Source organism: Comamonas nitrativorans (assembly GCF_042654765.1).
Classification (GTDB): domain Bacteria; phylum Pseudomonadota; class Gammaproteobacteria; order Burkholderiales; family Burkholderiaceae_C; genus Comamonas; species Comamonas nitrativorans.
Map to the genome: position 1 here is coordinate 208,385 of NZ_JBHSEW010000002.1, position 22,863 is coordinate 231,247.

The 22,863-nt window shown below is 63.8% G+C and carries 23 protein-coding genes; 12 read left to right on the plus strand and 11 right to left on the minus strand.

What is annotated here, in order from left to right; genetic code table 11:
- Nucleotides 1-172: 172 nt before the first annotated feature.
- The 6 genes from sufT to sufB form a co-directional block, all read right to left on the minus strand.
- Nucleotides 173-727 carry a putative Fe-S cluster assembly protein SufT gene (sufT, locus tag ACFO3A_RS03395; RefSeq protein WP_377723995.1) on the minus strand — a complete coding sequence of 185 codons (555 nt, stop codon included), beginning with the start codon at nucleotides 725-727 and terminating at the stop codon, nucleotides 173-175.
- Entirely contained in the window at nucleotides 724-1,206 is a 483-nt protein-coding gene (gene sufU, locus ACFO3A_RS03400) for a Fe-S cluster assembly sulfur transfer protein SufU (RefSeq protein WP_377723997.1), read from the minus strand. Before sufU ends, sufT begins: the two co-directional genes overlap by 4 nt.
- Nucleotides 1,203-2,456 (minus strand): aminotransferase class V-fold PLP-dependent enzyme, encoded by a 1,254-nt coding sequence (locus tag ACFO3A_RS03405; protein WP_377723998.1) that lies wholly within the window; start codon nucleotides 2,454-2,456, stop codon nucleotides 1,203-1,205. The genes sufU and ACFO3A_RS03405 overlap by 4 nt, the downstream gene beginning before the upstream one ends.
- The gene (locus tag ACFO3A_RS03410; protein ID WP_377724000.1) at nucleotides 2,453-3,655 is read right to left on the minus strand and encodes a SufD family Fe-S cluster assembly protein; all 1,203 of its coding nucleotides are present in this window, start codon (nucleotides 3,653-3,655) and stop codon (nucleotides 2,453-2,455) included. The genes ACFO3A_RS03405 and ACFO3A_RS03410 overlap by 4 nt, the downstream gene beginning before the upstream one ends.
- Before the next feature lie 10 nt (nucleotides 3,656-3,665).
- Complete coding sequence (gene sufC / locus ACFO3A_RS03415; RefSeq protein ID WP_377724002.1) at nucleotides 3,666-4,424, minus strand: Fe-S cluster assembly ATPase SufC; 759 nt, start codon at nucleotides 4,422-4,424, stop codon at nucleotides 3,666-3,668.
- 76 nt (nucleotides 4,425-4,500) lie between these two features.
- Nucleotides 4,501-5,970 carry a Fe-S cluster assembly protein SufB gene (gene sufB, locus ACFO3A_RS03420; protein ID WP_377724004.1) on the minus strand — a complete coding sequence of 490 codons (1,470 nt, stop codon included), beginning with the start codon at nucleotides 5,968-5,970 and terminating at the stop codon, nucleotides 4,501-4,503.
- Between the two features lie 42 nt (nucleotides 5,971-6,012).
- Between sufB and ACFO3A_RS03425 the strand changes: the two genes are divergently transcribed.
- Nucleotides 6,013-6,201, plus strand: a complete 189-nt coding sequence (locus tag ACFO3A_RS03425) for a hypothetical protein (RefSeq protein ID WP_377724006.1) — start codon at nucleotides 6,013-6,015, stop codon at nucleotides 6,199-6,201.
- A gap of 78 nt (nucleotides 6,202-6,279) precedes the next feature.
- Here the strand turns inward: ACFO3A_RS03425 and ACFO3A_RS03430 are convergent, their stop codons facing one another.
- The 4 genes from ACFO3A_RS03430 to ACFO3A_RS03445 all read right to left on the minus strand — a co-directional run bounded on the left by ACFO3A_RS03430 (nucleotide 6,280) and on the right by ACFO3A_RS03445 (nucleotide 10,018).
- Nucleotides 6,280-7,575 (minus strand): TRAP transporter large permease, encoded by a 1,296-nt coding sequence (locus ACFO3A_RS03430; RefSeq protein ID WP_377724008.1) that lies wholly within the window; start codon nucleotides 7,573-7,575, stop codon nucleotides 6,280-6,282.
- Entirely contained in the window at nucleotides 7,568-8,074 is a 507-nt protein-coding gene (locus tag ACFO3A_RS03435; protein ID WP_377724009.1) for a TRAP transporter small permease, read from the minus strand. The genes ACFO3A_RS03430 and ACFO3A_RS03435 overlap by 8 nt, the downstream gene beginning before the upstream one ends.
- Nucleotides 8,075-8,161: 87 nt before the next feature.
- Nucleotides 8,162-9,148, minus strand: coding sequence for a TRAP transporter substrate-binding protein (locus tag ACFO3A_RS03440; RefSeq protein ID WP_377724012.1), 987 nt, complete (start codon nucleotides 9,146-9,148; stop codon nucleotides 8,162-8,164).
- A 207-nt stretch (nucleotides 9,149-9,355) separates the two neighbouring features.
- Nucleotides 9,356-10,018: a GntR family transcriptional regulator gene (locus ACFO3A_RS03445; protein ID WP_377724013.1), complete on the minus strand. Its 663-nt coding sequence runs from the start codon at nucleotides 10,016-10,018 to the stop codon at nucleotides 9,356-9,358.
- A gap of 74 nt (nucleotides 10,019-10,092) precedes the next feature.
- Here ACFO3A_RS03445 and ACFO3A_RS03450 point away from each other — a divergent pair, with 74 nt between their 5' ends.
- The 5 genes from ACFO3A_RS03450 (at nucleotide 10,093) to ACFO3A_RS03470 (ending at nucleotide 15,556) form a co-directional block, all read left to right on the plus strand.
- The gene (locus ACFO3A_RS03450; RefSeq protein ID WP_377724332.1) at nucleotides 10,093-10,845 is read left to right on the plus strand and encodes a LamB/YcsF family protein; all 753 of its coding nucleotides are present in this window, start codon (nucleotides 10,093-10,095) and stop codon (nucleotides 10,843-10,845) included.
- Between the two features lie 12 nt (nucleotides 10,846-10,857).
- On the plus strand, nucleotides 10,858-12,483 hold the full coding sequence (locus tag ACFO3A_RS03455; protein WP_377724014.1) for a 5-oxoprolinase subunit B/C family protein: 1,626 nt from the start codon (nucleotides 10,858-10,860) through the stop codon (nucleotides 12,481-12,483).
- Nucleotides 12,483-14,213, plus strand: coding sequence for an acetyl/propionyl/methylcrotonyl-CoA carboxylase subunit alpha (locus ACFO3A_RS03460; RefSeq protein ID WP_377724334.1), 1,731 nt, complete (start codon nucleotides 12,483-12,485; stop codon nucleotides 14,211-14,213). Before ACFO3A_RS03455 ends, ACFO3A_RS03460 begins: the two co-directional genes overlap by 1 nt.
- A gap of 105 nt (nucleotides 14,214-14,318) precedes the next feature.
- Nucleotides 14,319-14,756, plus strand: coding sequence for a universal stress protein (locus tag ACFO3A_RS03465; protein ID WP_377724016.1), 438 nt, complete (start codon nucleotides 14,319-14,321; stop codon nucleotides 14,754-14,756).
- A gap of 263 nt (nucleotides 14,757-15,019) precedes the next feature.
- A complete protein-coding gene (locus ACFO3A_RS03470) occupies nucleotides 15,020-15,556 on the plus strand; it encodes a hypothetical protein (protein ID WP_377724018.1) in 537 nt (178 codons plus the stop codon).
- Between the two features lie 102 nt (nucleotides 15,557-15,658).
- Here ACFO3A_RS03470 and ACFO3A_RS03475 read toward each other — a convergent pair whose 3' ends face one another.
- Entirely contained in the window at nucleotides 15,659-17,203 is a 1,545-nt protein-coding gene (locus ACFO3A_RS03475) for a GGDEF domain-containing protein (RefSeq protein ID WP_377724019.1), read from the minus strand.
- Nucleotides 17,204-17,301: 98 nt separating this feature from the next.
- Here ACFO3A_RS03475 and surE point away from each other — a divergent pair, with 98 nt between their 5' ends.
- The 6 genes from surE to ACFO3A_RS03505 all read left to right on the plus strand — a co-directional run bounded on the left by surE (nucleotide 17,302) and on the right by ACFO3A_RS03505 (nucleotide 22,731).
- Entirely contained in the window at nucleotides 17,302-18,081 is a 780-nt protein-coding gene (gene surE, locus ACFO3A_RS03480; RefSeq protein WP_377724020.1) for a 5'/3'-nucleotidase SurE, read from the plus strand.
- A complete protein-coding gene (locus tag ACFO3A_RS03485) occupies nucleotides 18,078-18,854 on the plus strand; it encodes a protein-L-isoaspartate(D-aspartate) O-methyltransferase (protein ID WP_377724021.1) in 777 nt (258 codons plus the stop codon). The genes surE and ACFO3A_RS03485 overlap by 4 nt, the downstream gene beginning before the upstream one ends.
- 15 nt (nucleotides 18,855-18,869) lie before the next feature.
- The gene (locus ACFO3A_RS03490) at nucleotides 18,870-19,709 is read left to right on the plus strand and encodes a peptidoglycan DD-metalloendopeptidase family protein (protein ID WP_377724022.1); all 840 of its coding nucleotides are present in this window, start codon (nucleotides 18,870-18,872) and stop codon (nucleotides 19,707-19,709) included.
- A gap of 102 nt (nucleotides 19,710-19,811) precedes the next feature.
- Entirely contained in the window at nucleotides 19,812-20,807 is a 996-nt protein-coding gene (locus tag ACFO3A_RS03495; RefSeq protein ID WP_377724023.1) for an RluA family pseudouridine synthase, read from the plus strand.
- A gap of 78 nt (nucleotides 20,808-20,885) precedes the next feature.
- The gene (gene scpB / locus ACFO3A_RS03500; RefSeq protein ID WP_377724024.1) at nucleotides 20,886-21,599 is read left to right on the plus strand and encodes an SMC-Scp complex subunit ScpB; all 714 of its coding nucleotides are present in this window, start codon (nucleotides 20,886-20,888) and stop codon (nucleotides 21,597-21,599) included.
- Nucleotides 21,535-22,731 carry a pseudouridine synthase gene (locus ACFO3A_RS03505; protein ID WP_377724335.1) on the plus strand — a complete coding sequence of 399 codons (1,197 nt, stop codon included), beginning with the start codon at nucleotides 21,535-21,537 and terminating at the stop codon, nucleotides 22,729-22,731. Before scpB ends, ACFO3A_RS03505 begins: the two co-directional genes overlap by 65 nt.
- Nucleotides 22,732-22,863 lie beyond the last annotated feature (132 nt).

The window sequence follows — 22,863 nt, forward strand, 5'->3', positions numbered from 1 at the left end:
GCAATGCCTGCAATACCCAGGAGGCAATAACGATAGCAGCCGCATTCCCTTGTGTCAGCCCGGCGCTGGCAAAACCGCTTTGCCTGAAACGTGCTGAAAGTCTGCCGGGAAAATAGGTATGCGCCTCCTTTGCACTGGCTGCGGGAGGCGCATTTTTTGGGTGAACAGATTCTTACAGGCCGAGGGTGAGCTGGGCTTCTTCGCTCATCATGGAGCGCGTCCAGGGCGGATCAAAGACCAGGTTCACGGTAATGTCTTCGATCTTGGGCAGGGCCAGCACCTTGTCGCAGACCTCGTTGGCAATGGCTTCGCCCATGCCGCAGCCGGGGGCGGTGAGGGTCATGTCGATGGTCACGCGCACGTCGCCGTGGGCGTCGATGGGTTCGACTTCGCAGCGGTAGACCAGCCCCAGGTCGACGATGTTCACCGGGATTTCCGGGTCGTAGCAGGTGCGCAGGGTTTCCCAGATCAGCGGCTCCACTTCTGCCGTGGAAATGTTTTCCGGCACGACGATGCTTTCGGGCGGCTCCTTGCCGATGGCATCGGCGTCTTCGCCGCGCAGGCGCACCAGCTGGCCTTCCACGACCAGGGTGAAGGAGCTGCCCAGCGCCTGGGTGATCTGTGCCAGCTGTCCTTCGTGCAGTTCGAAGGGCTGACCGCTGGGAATGGTTTCGACGGTGACGCTGCGGCGTACCAGCACGTCCTCGCGTTGGCGGCGGTTCATCATGCGGCACCCCCTTCGGTTGCGGGGATGCCGTCTTCGGTGCTGGCGGCGTCCTGGTTGCCTGCAATGGCGTGCATCAGGGCGTGCCAGCCGAGCAGGGCGCATTTGATGCGGCTGGGGTATTGGCGCACGCCCGACAGGCTGACCAGTTTGCCCAGGGGGGCTTCTTCCGGATCTTCCTCGCCGGTCAGCACGGCGCGGAAGTGCTTTTGCAGTTCCTGGGCGACGGCCACGTCCCGGCCTTTGACGGCCTCGGTCATCATCGAGGTGGAGGCCATGCAGATGGCGCAACCCTGGCCGCTGAAGCGGATGTCCTGCACGGTGCTGCCGTCCAGCAGCAGTTCGACGGCCACGCGGTCGCCGCAGGACGGATTGGTGCCCTGGGCCTGGTGGCTGGGGTGTTCCAGGTGGCCGAAATTGCGTGGCGCACGTTTGTGCTCCAGCACGACTTCCTGGTAGAGATCGTTTTCTACAGAACTCATCGCAAAACTTTCAGTGCACGGGCGACGCCGTCGATCAGGCGGGCCACCTCTGCTTCGGTGTTGTACAGGGCAAACGAGGCACGGGTGGTCGGCCCCAGCCCTAAATGGTTGTGCAGCGGCTCGGCGCAGTGGTGGCCGGTGCGCACGGCGATGCCGCGCTCGTCCAGCAGGGTGCCGATGTCGTGCGGATGCACATCCTGCACAACAAAGGAAACCAACGCTGCCTGTGGGGACTGGGCCGCAAAGACGGTGACGCCGTCCAGCGCCTGCAGCCCCGCCACGGCCTGGGCACGCAGATGGTGGAGATGGGCATCGATACGGCTGCGGCCCACCTGCTCGATGAAGCGGGCTGCGGCAGCCAGGCCGACGGCACCGGTCACGTTGGGCGTGCCGCCTTCCAGGCGGGTGGGGATGGCGGCGTAGCCTGCGCGGTCGTACTCGACCCATTCGACCATATCGCCACCCAGGCGCAGCGGATACAAAAGCTCCAGCGCCTTGCGCTTGCCTGCCAAGGCGCCGGTGCCCATCGGGCCGTACATCTTGTGGCCGGAAAAGGCCAGGTAATCGCAGTCCAGATCGGCCATGGCCGGCATGGTGTGGCCCACGGCCTGGGCGGCGTCCAGCACCGTCAGCGCCCCGGCCTGCTTGGCCAGGGTGAGCATGGCCTCATACGGCGGGCGTTCACCGGTGGCGTTGGCCCCGGCGGTCAGGGCCAACACGCGGGTTTTGTCGCCGACGAGGGCTTGCAAGTCCTCGATGTGCAGGCAGCCCTGGGCATCGGGCATCAGCACGCGCAGTTTTGCGCCGGTCATGCGGGCAGCCTGTTGCCAGGGCACCAGGTTGGCGTGGTGTTCCAGGCCGCTGACGATGATTTCATCGCCCGGGCGCAGCCAGGCTTTGTCCGGGCCGGCGGCCCACAGCCCCTGGGCGACGGTGTTCAGCGCTTCGGTGGTGCCGCTGGTGAAGGCCAGCTCATGCTCCTTGCCGGCACCGATGAAGGTTTTCAGCGTGGTGCGGGCTGCCTCGAAGGCGTCGGTGGCGCGTTGGCTCAGGGTGTGCACGCCCCGGTGGATGTTGGCGCGGTCGTGCTGCTCGAAGTCGAGCATGGCCTGCTGTACCGGCAGCGGGGTTTGCGTGGTGGCGGCGTTGTCCAGGTAGGCCAGGGGCTGGCCCTTGACCTGCTGTTGCAGCACGGGAAACAGGCTGCGCAGCAATGCAGGCTGGAGCAGGGGGGACTCTGCGGCGGTCATACCTCGTCCTTGGTCAAGTGGGCGGTGATGGCCTGGGCCAGCCAGTCGCCTTCCAGCCACTGGGTGAGCAGGGCGCTGGCGCTGTCTTCGTCGCCTTCGATGCCGGGCAGGGCGCGTTCCAGCAGGGCGCGGGCCTTGCCTTCGATGATCAGGCGCCGCGCCGTGGCCGGATCGAGGCCGCGCTGCTGGGCGTAGAACAGGGCATCTTCCGGCAAGGCGCCCCAGGTGGCGCCGTGAACGGCGGCGACCTGATCGTGCAGGATTTCCAGGTGCGGGCGCAGGATCAGGCGCGGCTGGCCGTCCAGCGCGATGCCCCACAGGCGCTGGTGGACGTTGGCGTCTTGCGCACCAGGGGCGATATAGGTAAAGGCATTCGCCACGCTGCGGGACTTGCCGCTGGCCAGGGCCAGCATTTGCACGTGGCTGTCGGTACCGGGCGCGTTGTGGCGGGTGTAGACCTGCTGATCCACGTTCAGGCTGCCGGTGATTAGCAGGCCCGCATGGCGCACCTGGGCGCCGGGGCCGTGCAGATCGACGTCGCTGCGCTGCAGCTGGTAGGCGCAGCCGCTGGTGCATAGCGCCTGGTGGTAGCGGGCGTGGCCTTGGATGGACACGTTCTGCGTATGCGCGAGGTGGTCGTCCGCGTGGACGTCGGCAATGCGCAGGTGTTGCAGCACGGCACCTTCCCCCAGGCCAATGTGCATGTGCAGGTTTTGGGTGATTTGTGCCAGATCGGCCCCACGGCTGTGGGTGTGCAGCAGCAGGCAGCGGGCACCGGGGGCCACGTCCAGCACCAGCAGGGGCGCGTCCACGGCGTTGTGGGCGGTGTGATGAATGTGCAGGCGCACGGGCGTTGCATCGGCGCTGGCCGCCACCTGCACGCGCACGCCCTGGCGGCACAGGGCGCGGTGCGCCCAGGCGAAGGGGGCCGCTTCGCCGCTGGGGGCAGGCAGGCCGGCAAACAGAGCCTGGCGCTCGGTGGCGTCCAGGGCGCTGAGTTGCTGCACTTTGACGCTTGCCGCACCGCTTTGCACGGTCACTTGCCAGTCCTGTTGTGTTGCAGGGGCGGCGGCCGGGTTGCCCAGCCATGCTTCCAGTGCCGGCGGGGGCAGGTGGTGGAAGGCTTCGCTGTGGCGGGCGATCCAGCCGAGCGTTTGCAGGCGCTCCTGGGCGTGGGGGATATCGAGGATGTCGCTCATACCGGCCACCTCAAGCGTTGGCGCGGGCAAAGCCGGTTTCCGCGATGCTGCGAGCCAGGGCCAGGTCGCCGCTTTCGGCGATGCGGCCTTGGTCCAGGCGCAGCACCTGGTCGGGCTGCAGGGATTCGATCATTTGCAGGTAGTGCGAGACGACGATGAACGCCGTGCCCTGGGCACGCATCCGTTGCACCAGTTCGACCACGGCCCGCACGCCGTCCACGTCCAGGCCGGAGTCGATTTCGTCCAGCAGGGCCACGCGGGGCTGGAGCAGGGTCAGTTGCAGCAGCTCGTTGCGCTTGCGCTCGCCGCCGGAGAAGCCTTCATTCACCGGGCGGCCCAGCATGGCGGCGGGCATGCCCAGCCCCTTCGCGCCTTGTTTGGCGCTGTTCAGGAAGTCGAAGGCATCCAGCGGCGTTTCACCGCGCGATTCGCGCACGGCGTTCAGGGCGGTGCGGATGAATAGGTTGTTCTTGACGCCGGGGATGTCCGGAGGCGATTGGAAGGACAGGAAAAAGCCGGCCCGGGCGCGTTCGTGCGCAGGCAGTTGCACCAGGTCCTTGCCGTTCAACAGCGCCTGTCCGGCGGTGACGTGGTAGCTGGGGTGGCCTGCCAGGGCCATGCCCAGGGTGCTTTTGCCGCTGCCGTTGGCCCCCATCAGCACGATCAGGCTGCCGGGCTGCACATCCAGCGATACCGATTGCAGCACGGTGCGCTCGCCAATTTCCACGCGCAGGTCACGCACTTGTAGGACGGGGGTGGTTGTGGTCATGAAACTTCCTTGAATCTTGAATTTGATAGCTTTAACTGCTTGCCTGGCAAGCGTTTGAGTGCAATTTTGTGCGTATTTAACCGACCGCGCCTTCCAGCGAGACGGCCAGCAGGGCCTTGGCCTCCAGGGCAAATTCCATCGGCAGTTCTTCGAGTACGGCCTGACAGAAACCGCCGACGATGAGGGAGGTGGCCTCTTCCGGGTCGATGCCGCGCTGCTGGCAATAGAACAGACGCTCTTCGGAGATGCGGGTCGTCGTGGCCTCGTGTTCGACCATGGCGTCGCTGCGGGCGGTATCGACATACGGGAAGGTGTGGGCACCGCAATGGCCGCCGATCAGCAGTGAATCGCATTGCGTATGGTTCTGCGCTCCTTCGGCCCCGGCGTTGATGCGCACCAGTCCCCGGTAGCTGTTCTGGGCGTGGCCTGCGCTGATGCCCTTGGAGACGATGCGGCTGGTGGTGTTCTTGCCGATATGGATCATCTTGGTGCCCGTATCGGCCTGCTGGCGGTGGTTGGACACGGCGATGGAGTAGAACTCGCCGCTGGAGTCGTCGCCGCGCAGCACGCAGGAGGGGTATTTCCAGGTGATGGCCGATCCGGTTTCGATCTGCGTCCAGGCGATGCGCGAACGTTTGCCTGCGGCCAGGCCGCGCTTGGTCACGAAGTTGTAGATACCGCCCACGCCGTTTTCATCGCCGGGGTACCAGTTCTGCACGGTGGAGTATTTGATGTAGGCATCGTCATGGGCGATCAGCTCGACCACGGCGGCGTGCAACTGGTTTTCGTCGCGCTGAGGGGCGGTACAGCCTTCCAGGTAGCTGACCTCGCTGCCTTCCTCGGCAATGATCAGCGTGCGCTCGAACTGGCCCGTGCCCTGGGCGTTGATGCGGAAGTAGGAAGACAGCTCCATCGGGCACTTCACGCCCTTGGGGATGTAGACGAAGGAGCCGTCCGAGAACACGGCGGAGTTCAGCGCCGCGTAGTAGTTGTCGCTTTGCGGCACGACCGAGCCGAGGTATTTCTCGACCAGCTCGGGATGGTTCTGCACGGCGTGCGAGAAGGAGCAGAAGATCACCCCCACGTCGGCCAGTTGCTGGCGGAAGGTGGTGCCCACGGACACCGAATCGAACACCGCATCCACCGCCACGCCGGCCAGCTTGGCGCGTTCGTGCAGGGGCACGCCCAGCTTTTCGTAGGTTTCCAGCAGCTTGGGATCGACTTCGTCCAGGCTCTTGGGCTTGTCCTTGAGCGACTTGGGTGCGGAGTAGTAGGACAGGGCCTGCAAGTCGATGGGGGCAATTTGCAGGCGTGCCCATTCGGGCAGTGCCATGCCTTGCCAGCGTTTGAGGGCCGCCAGGCGCCAGTTGAGCAGGAACTCCGGCTCCTTCTTGATGCGCGAAATGGCGCGAATGGTGCTTTCATCCAGGCCCGGGGGCAGGCTTTCGGACTCGATATCGGTCACAAAGCCATGCTGGTAGGGGCGCTGCAAAGCCTGGTTCAGGGCTTCTTCCTGGGGCTTGTCCGGGCTGATGGGGAGGGTCATGTCTGGAGAAGATGCCATGGAGTTGTACTGTGTGGAATAAACATGGATATCGTATGTATCTTTGCCATGTCCGGCGCAAAGCTACAGGGAGTCCGTACTTTGTTTATGGAGATTCACACCAAAGCCGTCAGTGGCAATGGCACTGCTTTTCAAGATTTAGCTAAACCGCTCATTTTAAAAGCAGATAAGGTGTATCTATTTCTGGATATGGAAAGTACCCTCAAACAATAGGCTCTAAGAACGTGTTTCTGCATAAAAAAAACAGCGCCTGCAAATGCAGGCGCTGGCGGGTGAAAAGCCTGGGTCGGGTTACATCCGGGCGGGGAGGGCGGTCACGATTTCCGGGAAGACCCACAGAATGGCCAATGCCAGCACCATCAGCAAGAAGTAGGGTGCGCAGACACGGGCGATGTAGGTGATTTGCTTGCCCGTCATGCTTTGCAGGACAAACAGGTTGAAGCCCACGGGCGGCGTGATCTGCGCGGTTTCCACCGTGATCACCAGGAAGATGCCGAACCACAGCAGGTCGATGCCTGCGGCCTGGACGATGGGCAGCACCACGCTCATGGTCAGAACGATGGTGGAAATGCCGTCCAGAAAACAGCCGATCAGGATGTAGAAAATGCCCAGCACCAGGATCAGCATGGCGGGCGACAGGTTCAGGCTGCCGACAAATTCGGCCAGCTGGCGCGGCAGGCCGATGTAGCCCATCGACAGCGTCATGAAGGCCGCGCCGGACAGGATCAGCGCAATCATGCAATACAGCCGCGTTGCGCCGAACAGCGAGGCCTGGAAGCTCTTCCAGGTCAGCGCCCCCTGCGAGGCCGACAGCACCAGCGCCCCGGCCACGCCGATGGCGGCGGCTTCGGTGGCGGTGGCAATGCCGGTGTAAATGCTGGCCACCACGCTGGCGATCAGCAGGACGACGGGGATCAGGTTGCGGGCTTCATAGAGCTTTTGTTTGAAGCTCATGGACGTATCCGCCTTGGGCACCTTGTCCGGGTTGAGCAAGGCCCAGACTGCGATCCAGCCGCTGAACAGCGCGGCCAGCATCAGGCCCGGCAGCACCCCGGCCATGAATAGCTTGGAGATGGACTGCTCTGCCGATACGCCGTAGACGATCAGGATGATGGAGGGCGGAATCAGCAGCCCGAGCGTGGCCGGGCCACCCAGCGAACCGATGATCTGCGCGTCGGTGTAGCCGCGCTTTTTCAGCTCCGGAATGTTCATCTTGCCCACGGTGGCACAGGTGGCCGCCGAAGAACCCGATACCGAAGCAAAGATGGTGCAGCCGATCACGTTGGTGTGCAGCAGCCGTCCCGGCAGGGCGTTGACCCAGGGCGCAAGGCCACGGAACATGCTTTCCGACAGGTTGGTGCGGTACAGGATTTCCCCCATCCACACGAACAATGGCAGGGCGGTCAGTGTCCAGCTGCTGGCTGAACTCCAGATCGTCATGGCCATGGCGTCGCCGGCGGCGCGGGCCGTGAAAAACTCCATGCCGAACCAGGCCACGCCCGCCAGGGTCAGGCCCACCCAGACGCCGCCGCTCAGCAGAACCAGCAGCACAACCATCAGCATCACACTGGCAAAAATCTCATTCATGGTGGGCATCCTCTAATTCGGCGTGCGAGCGTTTGCCCAGCAGTTCCAGGATCAACTCGTCGCAAAAGGCAATGAAGAACACCAGCGTGCCCGCCACCATGAACAGTTGCGGAATCCACAGGGGGGTGGCGTCGATGCCGACGGAGACGTCTTCAATCTCCCAGGACTGGTAGGCCAGTTGTGCCGAGTAATACGCCAGGAAGGCTGCCAGGAGGGTGGCGATCAGCAGGGCCAGGACTTCCGCCACCTTGTGGGCACGCCCTTTGAGCATTCCCGCGAACAGCGTCACGCGGATGTGTTCCCTGGCCTTGAGCGTGCTGGCCAGTGCCATGAAGCCGGCGCCTGCCATGGCATAGCCGGCGTAGGCATCGGTGCCGGGGGCCGAAAATCCGAAGAAGCGGCTGGCAATGGTCAGCAGCACCATCAGCAGTACGCCGATCATGCTGAGGCTGGCCAGCCAGGCGCTGCCAGCGTAGAGAAGATCAAGCAGTTTTCGCATATACGTAGGGGGTAAAAGGTGCCGCAGCCATGCAAACCCCCCGCCGAGGCGGGGACTGGGAAGGGTCCGAGCAGGAGGGCGGTTGGCTTACTTCACGCTGGCGGCGTAAGCATCCAGCACGGTCTTGCCGTCGGCCCCGGCCTTTTCCAGCCATTCCTTGACCACGATTTCCCCGACCTTGCCCAGATCGGTCATGAGCTGGGCAGAGGGTTCCTCCACCTTCATGCCGCCATCGCGCAGCACTTTCAGCGAATGCTCGTCCACTTCGCGCGAAGTCTTCCAGCCACGTTCTTCGGCTGCGGCTGCGGCTTTGCGCAGGGCATCCTGCTGCTCCTTGGTCAGTGCGTTGAAGGCCTTCTTGCTGACGGTGACGGCGTTTTTCGGAATCCAGGCCTGCACCTTGTAGAAGTACTTCAGATGCTCGAACAGCTTGTTGTCGGCTCCGGTGGCGCTGGAGGTGATGAGCCCCTCGATCACGCCGGTCGCCAGGGCTTGCGACAGTTCGGCTTCTTGAATGGTGGTCGGCTGTGCGCCCACCAGCTCGCCGATGCGGGCAGTGGTGGGGGAGTAGACGCGCCATTTCAGCCCTTTCAGGTCAGCGCCGGAGGTGATGGGTTTGTTGCTGAAGATGCTTTGCGGAGGCCAGGCTACCGAATACAGCAGGATTTGGCCTTGCCGGTCCAGCTGCTTTTCCAGCAGAGGCTTTTGCGCCTGGTAGAGCTTGAAAGCCTGGTCATAGTCTTTCACCAGGAAAGGCAGGCCATCGACGCCGAAAATTTGCGATTCGTTCTGGAAGCTGACCAGAAAGAACTCTCCCATCTGCGCGTTGCCGGTTTGCACGGCACGCTTGATTTCAGGCATCTTGAACAGGGATGCGCCGAAGTGCGGCGTGATCTTGAGCGAGCCGTTCGTGGCGGTGTCCACGTCCTTGATGAACTGTTCGATGTTCTTGGAATGGAAGTTGAAGGCCGGATAGGGCGTGGCCATGTCCCATTTGGTCTGGGCGTGCAGACCGGTGCTGAGGCAAAGGCTGGCTGCCAAAGCGGCGGTTGCGCAGAAAGTACGACGCTGCATGAGAGTTCTCCTTGAAAGTGGAACGGTTGCGGGTGCGGTAGGAAAGATGCGGCAGGCACCGGTGCGGGCCAGCTTTCTCGGAGAAGGAAGTTAGCAAAACTGTTGGGCCGTTCCTATTAGGGTTTTCAACAATTCTGAATTTTCGTTGATCTTTTATCTTATGTTTGTTGGTTGATATGGTTTGAATTGTTCAACAAAAATGGTTTGTTAGTTGATTTGGCGTGCGTACACCGCCAGCACCATGCGCTCGGACTGCACCAGATAGGACTCCAGGTTCTGGGCTGCGGCGCTGGCCTGGCCGTCCATGAAAAGTTGCAGCAGGCGGGTGTTGAGTTCTACATACGGAGCATGAAGGTATTCGGGATCGTCCAGCAGGCTGAAAGCCAGGCGCAGTTCGGCAGCCAGATGCTCGAACATGACCGACAGGCGCGGACTGTCGCTCAGGGCCACGATGGCGGCGTGAAAGGCCATGTTGGCCGAGCCTACGCTGCGCCAGTCTTTGGCCTGGGTGGCGGCCTGGCCCTGGGCGACGGCCTGCTGCATGGCCTTGTGCGCCGGGTGCAGGGGCCAGGCTTTTTCCAGCGCCTGGCATTCGATCAGGCGGCGCACGCGGTAGATGTCAATGATGTCGGCCATCGAGGGCACGGCCACCGACACGCCCCGGTTGGGTTCGTGGCGCAGCAGGCCCTCTTTCATCAGGATGCGAAACGCTTCGCGCAAGGTGTTGCGCGAGATATCGAGCTGCTGGCTCAGCGTGTTTTCCGACAGGTGCTGGCCCGCACGCAGTTCGCCGTGGATGAGTTGCTGGCGGATGGCGTGGGCCACGGTGTCGGCCAGGCTGTGGGGGGTGGCAGGAAATCGGGGGGGCATGGTGGTGTCTCCGTTTTTTGAATGTCGGATTGTTGAACAATCCGTAAAGATTTTTGACGCATAAAGGATACATGATGGACATCAACAGCGATCTGGGCGAGAGCTTCGGCGCATGGCGCATGGGCGACGATGCCGCCATGCTGCGCGTAGTGACCAGCGCCAACGTGGCGTGCGGCTTTCATGCGGGCGATCCGGCAGGCATTTTGCAAACCCTGCGCGGCGCGGCAGAGCGTGGCGTGGTGGTGGGGGCGCATGTGGCCTATCCCGATCTGGTGGGGTTTGGCCGCCGCAACATGGACCCCGCCAGCCATGAACTGGTGGCCGATGTGATCTACCAGATCGGCGCCTTGCAAGGGCTGGCCGCTGCGGCAGGTACGCGGGTGCGCTACGTCAAGCCCCACGGAGCGCTGTACAACACCATTGCCCAGGACGAACGTCAGGCCCAGGATGTGATTACCGCCATCCTGGCCGTCGACCCCGGGTTGACGCTGCTGGCGCTGGCCGGTTCGCCCCTGGTTGGCTGGGCGCGTGCCCGTGGCCTGTCCGTGATGGCCGAGGCCTTTGCCGACCGCGCCTACAACGACGATGGTTCTCTGGTGTCGCGCCGCCTGCCCGGTGCCGTGCTGCACGATGCCGAACAGGTGGCCCGGCGCATGTTGCAACTGGTGCAGACCGGGGAGCTGCCATCCATCAGCGGCCGCCGTGTGCGTATCGAGGCCGATTCGATCTGCGTGCATGGCGACAGCCCCGGTGCGGTGGAGATGGCGCAGCGCATCCACGCCACCCTGAGCGGTGCGGGTGTGGCTTTGCGGCCTTTTGCCGTGTAAGGGTGGAGCGCGATGCGTTTCTTACCCGTAAACGATCAGGCCTTGCTGGTGGAGCTGGACGATCTGGCCCAGACCATGGCCCTGTACCGCCAGCTCATGGCCCACCCTGTGGAAGGGGTGCTGGAGCTGGTGCCTGCGGCCCGCACGCTGCTGGTCTTCTACCAGCGCGGGCTGACCAGCCCCGCCGTCCTGCAAGCCCGGTTGCTGCAATCCTGGGCGCAGGCCGAACGCGCCGGGTTGCAGGCCGCTGCCGGGCGGACGGTGGAAATTCCCGTGCGTTACGACGGCGAAGACCTGGCGGAAGTGGCCGAGCGGCTGGGCATCAGCCCCCGGGAGGTGATTGCCCGCCATACCGGCCAGCTCTGGCAGGCGGCTTTTGCGGGCTTTGCCCCGGGTTTTGTCTATCTGGCGGGGGGGCATCCTTGCTTTCAGATACCCCGGCGCAGTACGCCGCGCACCAGGGTGCCTGCTGGCTCGGTGGCGCTGGGGGGGGCATTCAGCGCGGTGTACCCGAATGTCAGCCCTGGCGGCTGGCAACTGATCGGCACCACGCCCATCGCCATGTGGGACTTGCAGCGGCCCGAGCCTGCGTATGTGCAGCCGGGCTTTGGCGTGCAGTTCCGCGATGTGGCCGAGGCGGTGGCGCTGGTCAGTCTGCCGCAGCAGGTACGGGTGGCAGAAAAAAATCAGCAAAATCGGCCTGAAACCGTTTGTGGTAAAGCGGAAAAAGCTATAGAAATTGTTAGCGCTGGCCTGCAAACCCTGGTGCAGGATGCGGGCCGCAACGGCCTGTCCGGCCTGGGGGTTTCGCCCTCCGGGGCGCTGGACCAAACGGCCATGCGCCAGGCCAACCGTATGGTCGGCAACCCGGTCGGCACCCCGGTGCTGGAAAACCTGTTGGGCGGCCTGCAATTGCGCAGCCGGGGCCACACCACGCTGGCCGTGGCCGGGGCCAGCCTGGAACTGCACGGACGCACTGCCGAAGGCCAGGAGTGGACCAGCCATAGCCCGGCCACGGTGGCGCTGAACGATGGCGACACCCTGACCCTGGCCAGCCCCGGTGCCGGCGTGCGGGCCTATGTCGCCCTGCGCGGCGGCTGGCAGGTGGCCCCCGTGCTGGGCAGCTGCGCCACCGATACGCTGGCCCACGTAGGCCCTGCTGCCGTGCAGGCGGGCGATTGCCTGCCGGTCGGGGGCGTGGAGCCTGCCGCTTTGCAGGCGGTACATCTGCCCGAGATGCGCGAAGCCCTGCCCCGGCCAGGCCAGACCGTGACCCTGGATGTGGTGCTTGGCCCGCGTACCGATTGGTTTACCGCCGAGGCGGTGGCCTTGCTGCAAGCGCAGTCCTGGCAGGTCACCCCCCAGTCCAACCGCATCGGGATGCGCCTGCTCGGGGCGCAGCCCCTGGCCCGCAGCCGCCATGACGAACTGCCCAGCGAGGGCACGGTGGCCGGGGCCATCCAGGTGCCTGTCAACGGCCAGCCGGTGCTGTTTTTGGCAGACCATCCGCTGACCGGCGGTTATCCCGTGATTGGGGCCGTGGCCAGCCACCACCTGGACCTGGCCGGACAAATTCCGGTGGGGTGCTGGCTGCGCTTTCGCGTGACCGCGCCGTTTATTGAAGGAGCAAGCCCATGATTTCCAAAGTTCTGATCGCCAACCGTGGCGAAATCGCCATCCGCATCGCCCGTGCCTGCCGCGACTACGGGGTGCAATCCGTCGCCGTCTATGCCGATCCGGATGCCGACGCCCTGCATGTGCGTGCTGCCGACGAAGCCTGGGCCCTGGAAGGCACACGCCCGGCAGAGACCTATCTGCGCGTGGACAAGTTGCTGGACATCGCCCGCCGCAGCGGGGCCGATGCCGTACACCCCGGTTATGGCTTCTTGTCCGAGCGGGCTGACTTTGCCCGCGCCGTCATCGCGGCAGGGCTGACCTGGATCGGCCCGCGCCCGGAAACCATCGAAGCCCTGGGCGACAAAGTGGCCGCCCGCAAGATCGCCCTGAAAGTGGGCGCTCCCCTGGTGGCCGGCACGGCAGAGCCGGTCGGCAGCAGCGACGAAGTGCTGGCCTTTGCCCGCCAGCATGGTTTGCCGGTGGCCATCAAGGCCGCCTACGGCGGCGGCGGGCGGGGGCTGAAAGTGGCGTGGCACATGGAGGAAATCGCCGAGCTGTATGAATCGGCCGTGCGCGAGGCGACGGCCGCCTTTGGCCGGGGCGAATGCTTTCTGGAGCAGTTCCTGGACCGTCCGCGCCACATCGAGGCGCAAATCCTGGCCGACCAGCACGGCCAGGTGGTCGTGGTCGGCACGCGCGACTGCTCCTTGCAGCGGCGCAATCAAAAACTGGTCGAGGAAGCGCCCGCGCCTTTCCTGAGCGCGGAGCAAAGCCAACACATCCACGAAGCGGCCCGTGCCATCTGCCAGGCGGCAGGCTACGTCAGCGCAGGCACGGTGGAGTTTCTGTTGAGTCGCAGCGGACAGATTTCCTTCCTGGAGGTCAATACCCGCCTGCAGGTGGAGCATCCCGTGACCGAAGAAACCACGGGCGTTGATCTGGTGCTGGAGCAGTTGCGGATTGCCGATGGCCATCCCCTGTCGTTCACCACCACGCCGCCCGTGCGCGGCCACAGCTTCGAGTTCCGCATCAACGCCGAAGACCCGGGTCGGGGCTATTTGCCCACCCCCGGCTGGATTACCCGCTTCGACGCCCCCGGCGGCCCGGGCGTGCGCGTGGATGCGGGCGTGGCCGCAGGCAGCAGCGTGCCCGGCAGTTTCGATTCGCTGATGGGCAAGCTCATCGTCACCGGCCCCACCCGCGCATTGGCCCTGGCCCGCGCCCGCCGCGCCCTGGCGGAGTTCCGGATCGAAGGCGTGGCCAGCGTGCTGCCCTTCCATCGCGCCGTGGCCAGCGATCCGGCCTTTACCGCAGAACAGGGCTTTGGCGTTCACACCCGCTGGATAGAAACCGAAATGGGCACGCAATTCGAGAGTGCCCAGCGCCCGCTGGAGCAGGGTGCCGAGCCGCTGGTGCGAGCCTTCATCGAACTGGATGGCAAGCGCGTCAGCCTGGGCCTGCCAGCCAGCCTGGGGCTGCGTGCTCAGGGCCACGCAACCCTGCCGCTGCCCGCCGCGGCTCCCCAGGCCGGGCAGCCGGGAGATGTGACGGCCCCCTTGACCGGCAGCCTGGTCGCCTGGCACCGCCAGCATGGCGACGAGGTACAGGCCGGCGAGGTGATTGCCTTGATGGAAGCCATGAAGATGGAAACCAGCATCGCCGCGCCGCAGTCCGGCATCCTGGAATGTCTGGCCGAGGCCGGGCAGGCCTTGAGCGTTGGGCAAGTGTTGGCCCGGGTGCGCAGCGCCTGATGCACAGGACAAACACGTTTTCAGAAAACCAGAGCGTTTTGAGCAAAACGGGCTGCCGTTTGGCCTATGCTCAAGGCGTAGGTTTTACTTGTAAAGGAGGTGCGCATGTTTAAGCATATTTTGGTTCCTGTGGATGGTTCTTCGACATCGATGCAGGCCGTGAGCAAGGCCGCTGGCCTGGCCAAGGCGTTCGGCAGCGAGGTCACTGCGGTCTACGTGCTTGATCCCTATCCCTTCACCGGGGTGGGGGCTGACTTTGCCTATGGTCAGGCGCAGTACCTGAGTGCCGCTACGGCAGAAGCCAACAAGGCCCTGGAAGACGTGAAGAAGCTGCTGGAGGAAGCCGGTATTTCGGTCAAGACCCTGGTGGGCGAGGGCCACGCCATTCACGAAGGCATCGTGCGGGTAGCGGAAAACGTCGGGGCCGATCTGATCGTGATGGGCTCGCATGGCCGCCGTGGGCTGGAAAAACTGGTGCTGGGCAGCGTGGCGCAGCGTGTTCTGCAGGCCGCGCACGTGCCGGTGCTGGTGGTGCGTGCCTGAGCGGTTTGCTCCTTCGCGCGATAAAGACCGTCTCTGCGGGCAATGCCAGTCAGTTAAGCGCTGACTGGCATTTTTTCTGTGGGGAGCTTGCTGCCAGAGCCGTTGCGCTCAATGGCGTGCCATTCAAGAGATATGGAAGCACATCAAAGATGCTTCATGTGCCTGGAAATAAATTTTTGGGCATATATGCAAACGGAATGGCGCATGGCATGAAGACATTGGCTCATAAAGATAATTACTATTGTGACAGCTGTTTATAAATCATGAGGAAAAGTAAGTTTATTCACGGCTCTGAAATAACGCGTTCCTTGGTAACTATATCACTAGGCATTGCTTTATTTGCTCTGTATTTTGGATGGCCTAAAGCAGAGATCAGGCTGCCGCCGAAGGAGCTTGCTTCTATCATCCGGGTAACTCTTACTTCTGACCCTGTCGTTGTTAAAGAAAATGGGCTTTTAGAAGTACAAGGAGCAGAAGAGGGCGGAAAATCTGGATGGTGGTACTTCGCTCCTGTCGAATCTCTTGTCAATAATTTGCGCAAAGATCAGGTGCTGGATGTCTTGGTCTCTCAAAGCGATGATTCTGCTTATGGTGGCCGAGGCTATATCTGGCAAGTCCATGACGCCAGCGAGGGGCGATTGCTCATGTCCGCAAATCAGGCGGCAGAGTATCGGTCTTATGAGAACTTCACGCGATATTTAAAACTCTGCATAGGCTTATTGCTGTCCACCATCGTAGGCATTGCTGGTTATAGAAATCATTTGAAAGTCGGCGGAAAGATGGTTGATATGGCGCGGTAGTTTCATATTATTTTTATAGCTGCTTGCGCTTGTTGTTGAACGATTTCAGATATAAATGATATTGAAATATAGTAAATCAAAGCGGTAAAAGCTATTTTTTCACTAGCTAAGAACGACACGACCCCCGCCCATGCGCACGGCCTGGTGCAATGCGCGGGCGGCCCGTTCAAGGGTTTGCTGTGGTGTTTCCTGGGGATGCTTTTGCACGAGGCCGACGCTCAGTTCCACGGTAATGCAATCCTGCGCATGCAGCAGTGGGGATTGCGCCAGTTCGCTTTGCAGCCGTGCCAGGGCCTGGGCCGCCTGGTCGGACGGGCTATCGGGCAAGACCAGGACCAGGTGCTGGTCGCTGGTGCGGCCAATGTCGTCCTGGGGGCGCAGGGTGTTGCGGGCAATCTGCACCAGGTGGCACAGCGCCAGTTCCGGCAAGGCCGATGGCGCTTGCGCCGCATCCGGGCCGGCCAAGGCCGTGGCGGGAAGCTGTGCCTGCATGACGGCTACGCTCAAGGGCGATTGCAGGCGCTCGCTGCGCACCGACTCGGCCAGAAAGGCTTCCTGCAGCCCCTGGCCGTTCAGGGCGCCCGTGCTGGGGTCGTGCCGGCTGGTGTCCTCCATGCGTTGCAGGCGGCTGCTCAGTTGGTGGATTTGCTGTTCCTGCGCCTGGGCCTGCTCTTGCAGGTCGCGCATGGCGCTCATGGCATGGTGGCTTTCGCGGGCCAGGCGGTTGCCGGAGGCCACCACCGCTTCCAGCAGCGGGGCCAGGTCGCCCAGGTGCTGGGCTTGCTGGATGCGCTGGGCGTAGTCGGACAATTGATCCTGGTGCTGGCTGCTGTGGCTGCTCAGGTCGGCCATGTGGCTGGCGTATTGGGCCAAAAGGCCCTTGATGCGGTCATGGGCCTCCTGCTGGCTGTTGTGCAGTTCAAGGTGGCGAAACAGCAGGTTCTTCAGGTGCAACTGGATGTGCTGCAACTGCGGCGTCGTCCATGCGGGCTCCATGGCTGTCTGCAGTTTTTCCGCCAGGCCTTGCAGGGGCGGGTCTTGCGTGGCAATGGTGCGCAAGTGTTCCACCGCCATCGCCAATAACTGGGCAATCGTGCGGGCGCGTTGGGCTTGTTCCTGGCTGAGGAAGGACAGGCGGTAGCTGTAATTGTGCAGCATCTGCTCCAGCGTCCGGGGGGGCGGAGGGGCTTGCCGCAGGAATTCCACCAGTTGCATGGAGATTTCCCGGGTACGCAAATCTTCCGGACCCAGGGCGCCGACGGTGTTTTCGATGAGGCGGGCCAGCTGTTCGGCCAGGCTTTCGGGCAGCACTTCCAGCGGCGTACTCGGGCAGGACAGGGCGGTGGCCTGGGCGTTGCCGGTCAGCTCCAGCTGGGCGTACTCGACGATGGCGGTTTGCAACTGCTGCCAGTCCTTGGCTTCGACGGCCTGCAGGAACGATTGGGTCAGCTGCTTTTGCCGGGGTGTTTGCGATGGCAGCAGGGTGCCGATGTGGCGCAGGCGCCGCTGGGGGAAGGCTTCATGGGGAAGCAGCCCGGCAACTTCTTCGTACACCGCCTGGTAGTTTTCGGGCGTGGGCGGCAGGCGGCGGCGTGCCAGAACCTGCAGGCTTTGGCGGGCAATATCGGCGGGAGAGCGGGGGCGCATAAACGGATAACGGGATGATGGATTTTGCGGGGCTGCAAAGCGCCGGGAACCGGCCGGCACAGACCTACAATCGGCAGCCGGTAGAACCCCAGGTAGACATGAAAATACTTATTTCCAATGATGACGGCTTCCAGGCCCCCGGTATTGTGGCCCTGCACCAAGCCATCGCTGCGATCGAGGGCGTTGAAGTCGAGGTCGTTGCTCCGGAACACAACAACAGCGCCAAGTCCAATGCCCTGACATTGCACGCCCCCCTGTACGTCCATCGTGCGGCCAACGGGTTTCGCTATGTCAACGGCACGCCGGCCGATTGCGTGCATATCGCCCTGACCGGGCTGCTGGGGTACCGGCCCGACCTGGTGCTGTCCGGAATCAACAACGGCGCCAACATGGGGGACGATACGGTGTATTCGGGCACGGTGGGCGCGGCCATGGAGGGCTTTCTGTTCGGCATACCGGCGATCGCCTTCTCGCAGGTCGAGCGCGGCTGGGAGCACCTGGAGGCGGCAGCGCAGAAAGCCCGGGCCATGGTGGCGCAACTGCGCCAGCAGCAACTGGTGGGGGCGGCCCCCTGGCTGCTGAACGTGAATATTCCGAACCTTCCCCTGGATGCGCTGGGAGCGCTCAAGCTGTGCCGCCTGGGGCGCCGCCATGCGGCCGAGCCGGTGATTACCCAGACCAGCCCCCGTGGCGAAACGATGTACTGGATCGGCAGTGCCGGTGCCGCCAAGGACGAGTCGGAAGGGACCGACTTCCATGCCACCGCCCAGGGGCATATCGCCATCACGCCCTTGAAAGTCGACCTGACCGATCACCAGCATCTGGGGTACTGGGGGCAGACCGCAGCGCGGCTGCAGACGGCGATGGGGCAGGCATGAGCCAGGGCAACCCACCGCGCCGGCCCGGTTTCCCGGCCCGCCTGCCTTCGCTGGCCAATGCCCAGCCAGCCCCGGTGCGGCCGGCCACGGCGCCGGGTTCGGTCACTGCCTCGGGCTGGGGGCTGGATTCGGCGGCGGTGCGCCAGCGCATGGTGCAGCGGCTGGCCGCTGGCGGGATTCAATCGCCCCTGGTGCTGCAGGCCATGGGACAGGTGCAACGCCATGGATTCGTCGACAGCGCCCTGGTCACCCAGGCGTATGAAGACACCAGCTTGCCCATTGGCTGGCAGCAGACGATTTCCAAGCCCAGTGTCGTTGCCCGGATGGTCGAACTGCTTCTCGGCGCCCCGGCAGCGAAGGCGCAGGGACTGGGGCGGGTGCTGGAAATCGGCACCGGCTGCGGCTACCAGGCGGCAGTGCTGTCCATGGTGGCGCGGGAGGTGTATTCCATCGAGCGTTTGCGCAACCTGCATGAAAAAGCCCGCAGCAATCTGCGGCCGCTGCGTCTGGCCAACGTGCATTTGCTGCTGGGCGACGGGATGCTGGGCTACCCCCGGGGCGGGCCGTATGCCGGGATTATTTCTGCGGCCGGGGGGCAGGCGCTGCCAACGGCCTGGCTGGAGCAATTGGCCGTCGGGGGGCGACTGGTGGCCCCGATGGTGCAGGAAAACGGGCAGCAAATGCTGCTGGTGGTGGAGCGCCATGAACAAGGTTTTACCGAATCGGTTCTGGAAGCCGTGCATTTCGTCCCCTTAAAATCGGGGGTTGCCTGAATCAGGAAAAGGTCTATGTGCAAGCAAAAAAAATTCAGTCTCGGGTTCTGTGCTTTATTGGTGGCCGGTTTTTTGGCCGGTTGTGCGCAAACCAATGAAGCGCCCGTTGAAACCCGTGGGGGCTTTGGCCGCACGGCAACAACGGTGGACCCCGCCACTTTGCCCGGGGCAGAGAATGCCGGGAAGCCGGGGTATTACACCGTCAAGCCTGGGGATACGTTGATCCGCATCGGCCTGGAACATGGCCAAAGCTGGAAAGATATTGCGCAGTGGAGCCAGCTTGCCAATCCCAATGTGATCGAAGTCGGGCAGGTCGTCCGGGTCGTGCCGCCCGGCACGGCCCCTGGCGAAGGACGGGCAACCCCGACCGCCACGGCGCCCGTGCAGGCCACGCCATTGCCGCCTGCGGGCGGGACGGCCAGCGCTCCTGCCGCCAGCAGCACCAATACCAGTACCGGCAGCGCCCCGACAGCACCCAGCGCCGATGTGGCCAGCCTGGGGCTGATCTGGCCGGCTGCCGGGAACATCATCAGCGGTTTCAATGAAACGACCAATAAAGGCGTGGATATTGCCGGCAAGGCCGGTGATCCGATCGTGGCCGCTGCGGCAGGGAAAGTGATTTACGTCGGTGAAATGCGTGGCTATGGCCAATTGATCATCATCCAGCACTCCAAGGACTACCTGACGGCCTATGCGCACAACCAGAAAATGCTGGTCAAGGAAGAGCAAACCGTCAAAAAAGGTCAGCACATCGCCCAAATGGGCAGCAGCGATACCGATCGCGTAAAGCTGCATTTTGAATTGCGCCGCCAGGGCAAGCCGATCGACCCCGTGCGCTATTTGCCAGCGCGATAAAACCGTTTTGCCCATGTGGCAAGGTGCGTGAATGGCGCTTTTCAGCCCGGCATAGTGCCGGGCTTTTATTTTTCAGGACGGGTTGGCGTGGCAGGAAAATCCATGAATCAGGATGCGGAAATGGCCGAGTTGCCGGAAACCGGGGAGGACGACGCCCAGGCCGTCGAGGTGCGTCAGCTTGCGCTGCCTGCGGCCTTGCACGGCAACCGTCTGGACAAAGCCCTGGCCGAGCTGGTGCCGGAATTTTCCCGCAGCTACCTGCAGCAATTGCTGGCGCACGGGGCCGTGCAGCTCAATGGCCGCGAGGCGCAAAAACCGGCCACCAAAGTCCGGTTGGGCGACCACCTGGCCGTGACCATGCGCCCCACGGCGCAAAGCCAGGCGTTCAAGCCCGAGGCCATGGTCCTGGACGTCGTGTTTGAAGATGCACACCTGCTGGTGGTGAACAAGCCGGCGGGCCTGGTCGTCCACCCTGCACCCGGAAACTGGAGCGGCACCTTGCTCAACGGCTTGCTGGCCCACCATGCTGGGGCCGTGCAAGTGCCCCGGGCGGGTATCGTGCATCGGCTGGACAAGGACACCAGCGGCCTGATGGTGGTGGCGAAAACCCGCGCTGTCATGGATGCACTGGTGGCGCTGATCGCCCGGCGCGACGTTGGCCGCCGTTATCTGGCCCTGGCCCATGGCGCGTGGCAGGGCGAGTCGATGCAGACGGTGGCGGCCGCCATTGGCCGCGACCCGCGCAACCGCCTGCGCATGGCGGTGGTCGATTTGCAGCACAGCCCCGGCAAAGAGGCGCGGACGGACATCACCTGCCTGAGCAGCACCGACGCCCACTGCCTGGTGCATTGCAAGCTGCATACCGGGCGCACGCACCAGATTCGTGTCCACATGCAGCATTTGCACCATCCCCTGGTGGCCGATGCGGTGTATGGCGGCGCAGCGGCGGGCGATCTGCAACGCCAGGCGCTGCACGCCTTTCGGTTGCAATTCATCCATCCTGTGACCGGAGAAGACTTGCATTTGCGGGCCGAGCCGCCCCGGGATTTTTTGACGGCAGCCGAAAAACTGGGCCTCCAGTACAATTGCCCGCCTTAGAACTTGTTCGTAAGGCAGCCATCGCTGCAATCGCCCGCCCGGGAGGGTCGGATCTTTTTATTTTTCCCAAGGATGGATATGGACGCGAAAAAGGTGCTTGAAGCCGCCCTTTTATGCGCCGCCGGGCCGTTGCCCGAGCGCGATTTGCGTATTTTGTTCGACGGCGCCGTCGATACCGCCGGCTTGCGCACTCTCTTGCAGGAATTGCAGCACGACTGGCAGGGCCGGGGGGTGGAGCTGGTGCAGGTTGCTTCCGGCTGGCGCTTTCAGACCCGTCCGGAAATGCGTGTTTTTCTCGATCGCCTGAACCCGGAAAAGCCGCCGCGCTACAGCCGTGCCGTACTCGAAACTCTGGCCATCATCGCCTACCGCCAGCCGGTGACGCGCGGCGACATCGAAGACATCCGGGGCGTCACGGTCGGCAGCCAGATCATCAAGCAGCTGGAAGACCGGGGCTGGATCGAGGAAATCGGCTACCGCGAAACCGTGGGCCGTCCGGCATTGCTGGCAACCACGCGCCAGTTTCTGGACGACCTGGGCCTGCAATCCCTGGCCGACCTGCCGCTGCTGGGCGGCGAAGACGAGCGCGATGCCCAGGACGCCCTGGTGGCGGCATTGCAATCCGGTCAGGACGAAGACCGTGCCGCCTTTACCCCCGATCTGTTTGCCGAGGATGGCATGGCGCTGGTAACGGCGCCCGATGCCGCCCCTGACCCTGCCGCCGCGGATGCGCCCGCGCCAGCAGCATCCCCCGCCACCCCCACCAACATCCCCCCTGCCCAGGGGCAGTGAGAACCCCATGCCACACCATCCCAAGAACGAAGCCGCCGCTGCGGTAGGTTATGACTTTGCCGACATCGTCGGCGGCGCCCTGGACGCCCAGGAACTGCAAACCGAGTCGGCGCACGCGGCGCAACAGCCGCACAAGCGCGTGCTGCAGCCGCTGGCCGAAGCGCCCAAGCTGCACAAAGTGCTGGCCCAGGCCGGCCTGGGTTCGCGCCTGGAGATGGAGCGCACCATCGCCGCAGGCCGCCTGACGGTGAACAACGAGGTGGCCCACGTCGGCCAGCGCGTGCAGCCCGGCGACATCATCAAGCTCGACGGCAAGCCCGTGCGCATCCGCATCGAACCGCCCAGCGTGCGGGTGCTGGCCTACCACAAGCCCGCCGGCGAAGTCGTCACCCACGACGACCCGCAGAACCGCCCCACGGTGTTCCGCCGCCTGCCGTATCTGGGGCAGGGCAAATGGCAGTCCGTGGGCCGCCTGGATCTGAATACCGAAGGGCTGCTGCTGCTGACCAACTCCGGCGATCTGGCCAACAACCTGATGCACCCGCGCTTCGGCCTGGAGCGCGAATACGCCGTGCGCGTGCTGGGGGCGCTGACGCCCGAGGAAAAACAGCAGCTTCTCGACGGCGTGATGCTGGAGGACGGCCCGGCTGCCTTCGGCAGCATCGACGAGGGCGGCGGGGAGGGCGCCAACGTCTGGTACCGCGTCACCATCAGCGAAGGGCGCAACCGCGAAGTGCGCCGCATTTTTGAAGCCCTGGGCCGCGCCGTCAGTCGCCTCATCCGCATCCGCTACGGTGCCATGCAGTTGCCGCGCGGCCTGCGCCGGGGCGCCTGGATGGAGCTGGACGAGAAAGACATCAAGGCCCTGGCCCTGGCCAGCGGCGCCGATCAGGCGCTGCTGCGCAAAAAGCCCCAGGCTCAGCCCAATGTGCGCCGTCAGTCCGACCGTGCCGGTTCGCGGGCCAAAACCCGGGTGCACGAGGCCGAGGAAGCCCGCCAGCTTCGCGCCCGCCGTGCCAGCAAGCCGCGCCGGATCAGCACCCCGGAAGTGGCCCCCGACCGCATCGGCCAGGACAGCCTGCTGCGAGCGCGGGTGGCGCAAAAACGCAAACCCGCAGGCGGCAAGCGCTGATAAGAAAAAAATAGCTGCTTGCGCTGTCTATACAAGAATTTCAGGTATGAATGATGCTGAAAACCTTGTAGAGCCAGCGGAAGAAGCTATTAAAAATATAAAATTCTGACCGCAGCCCCTGCCAGGAATCCT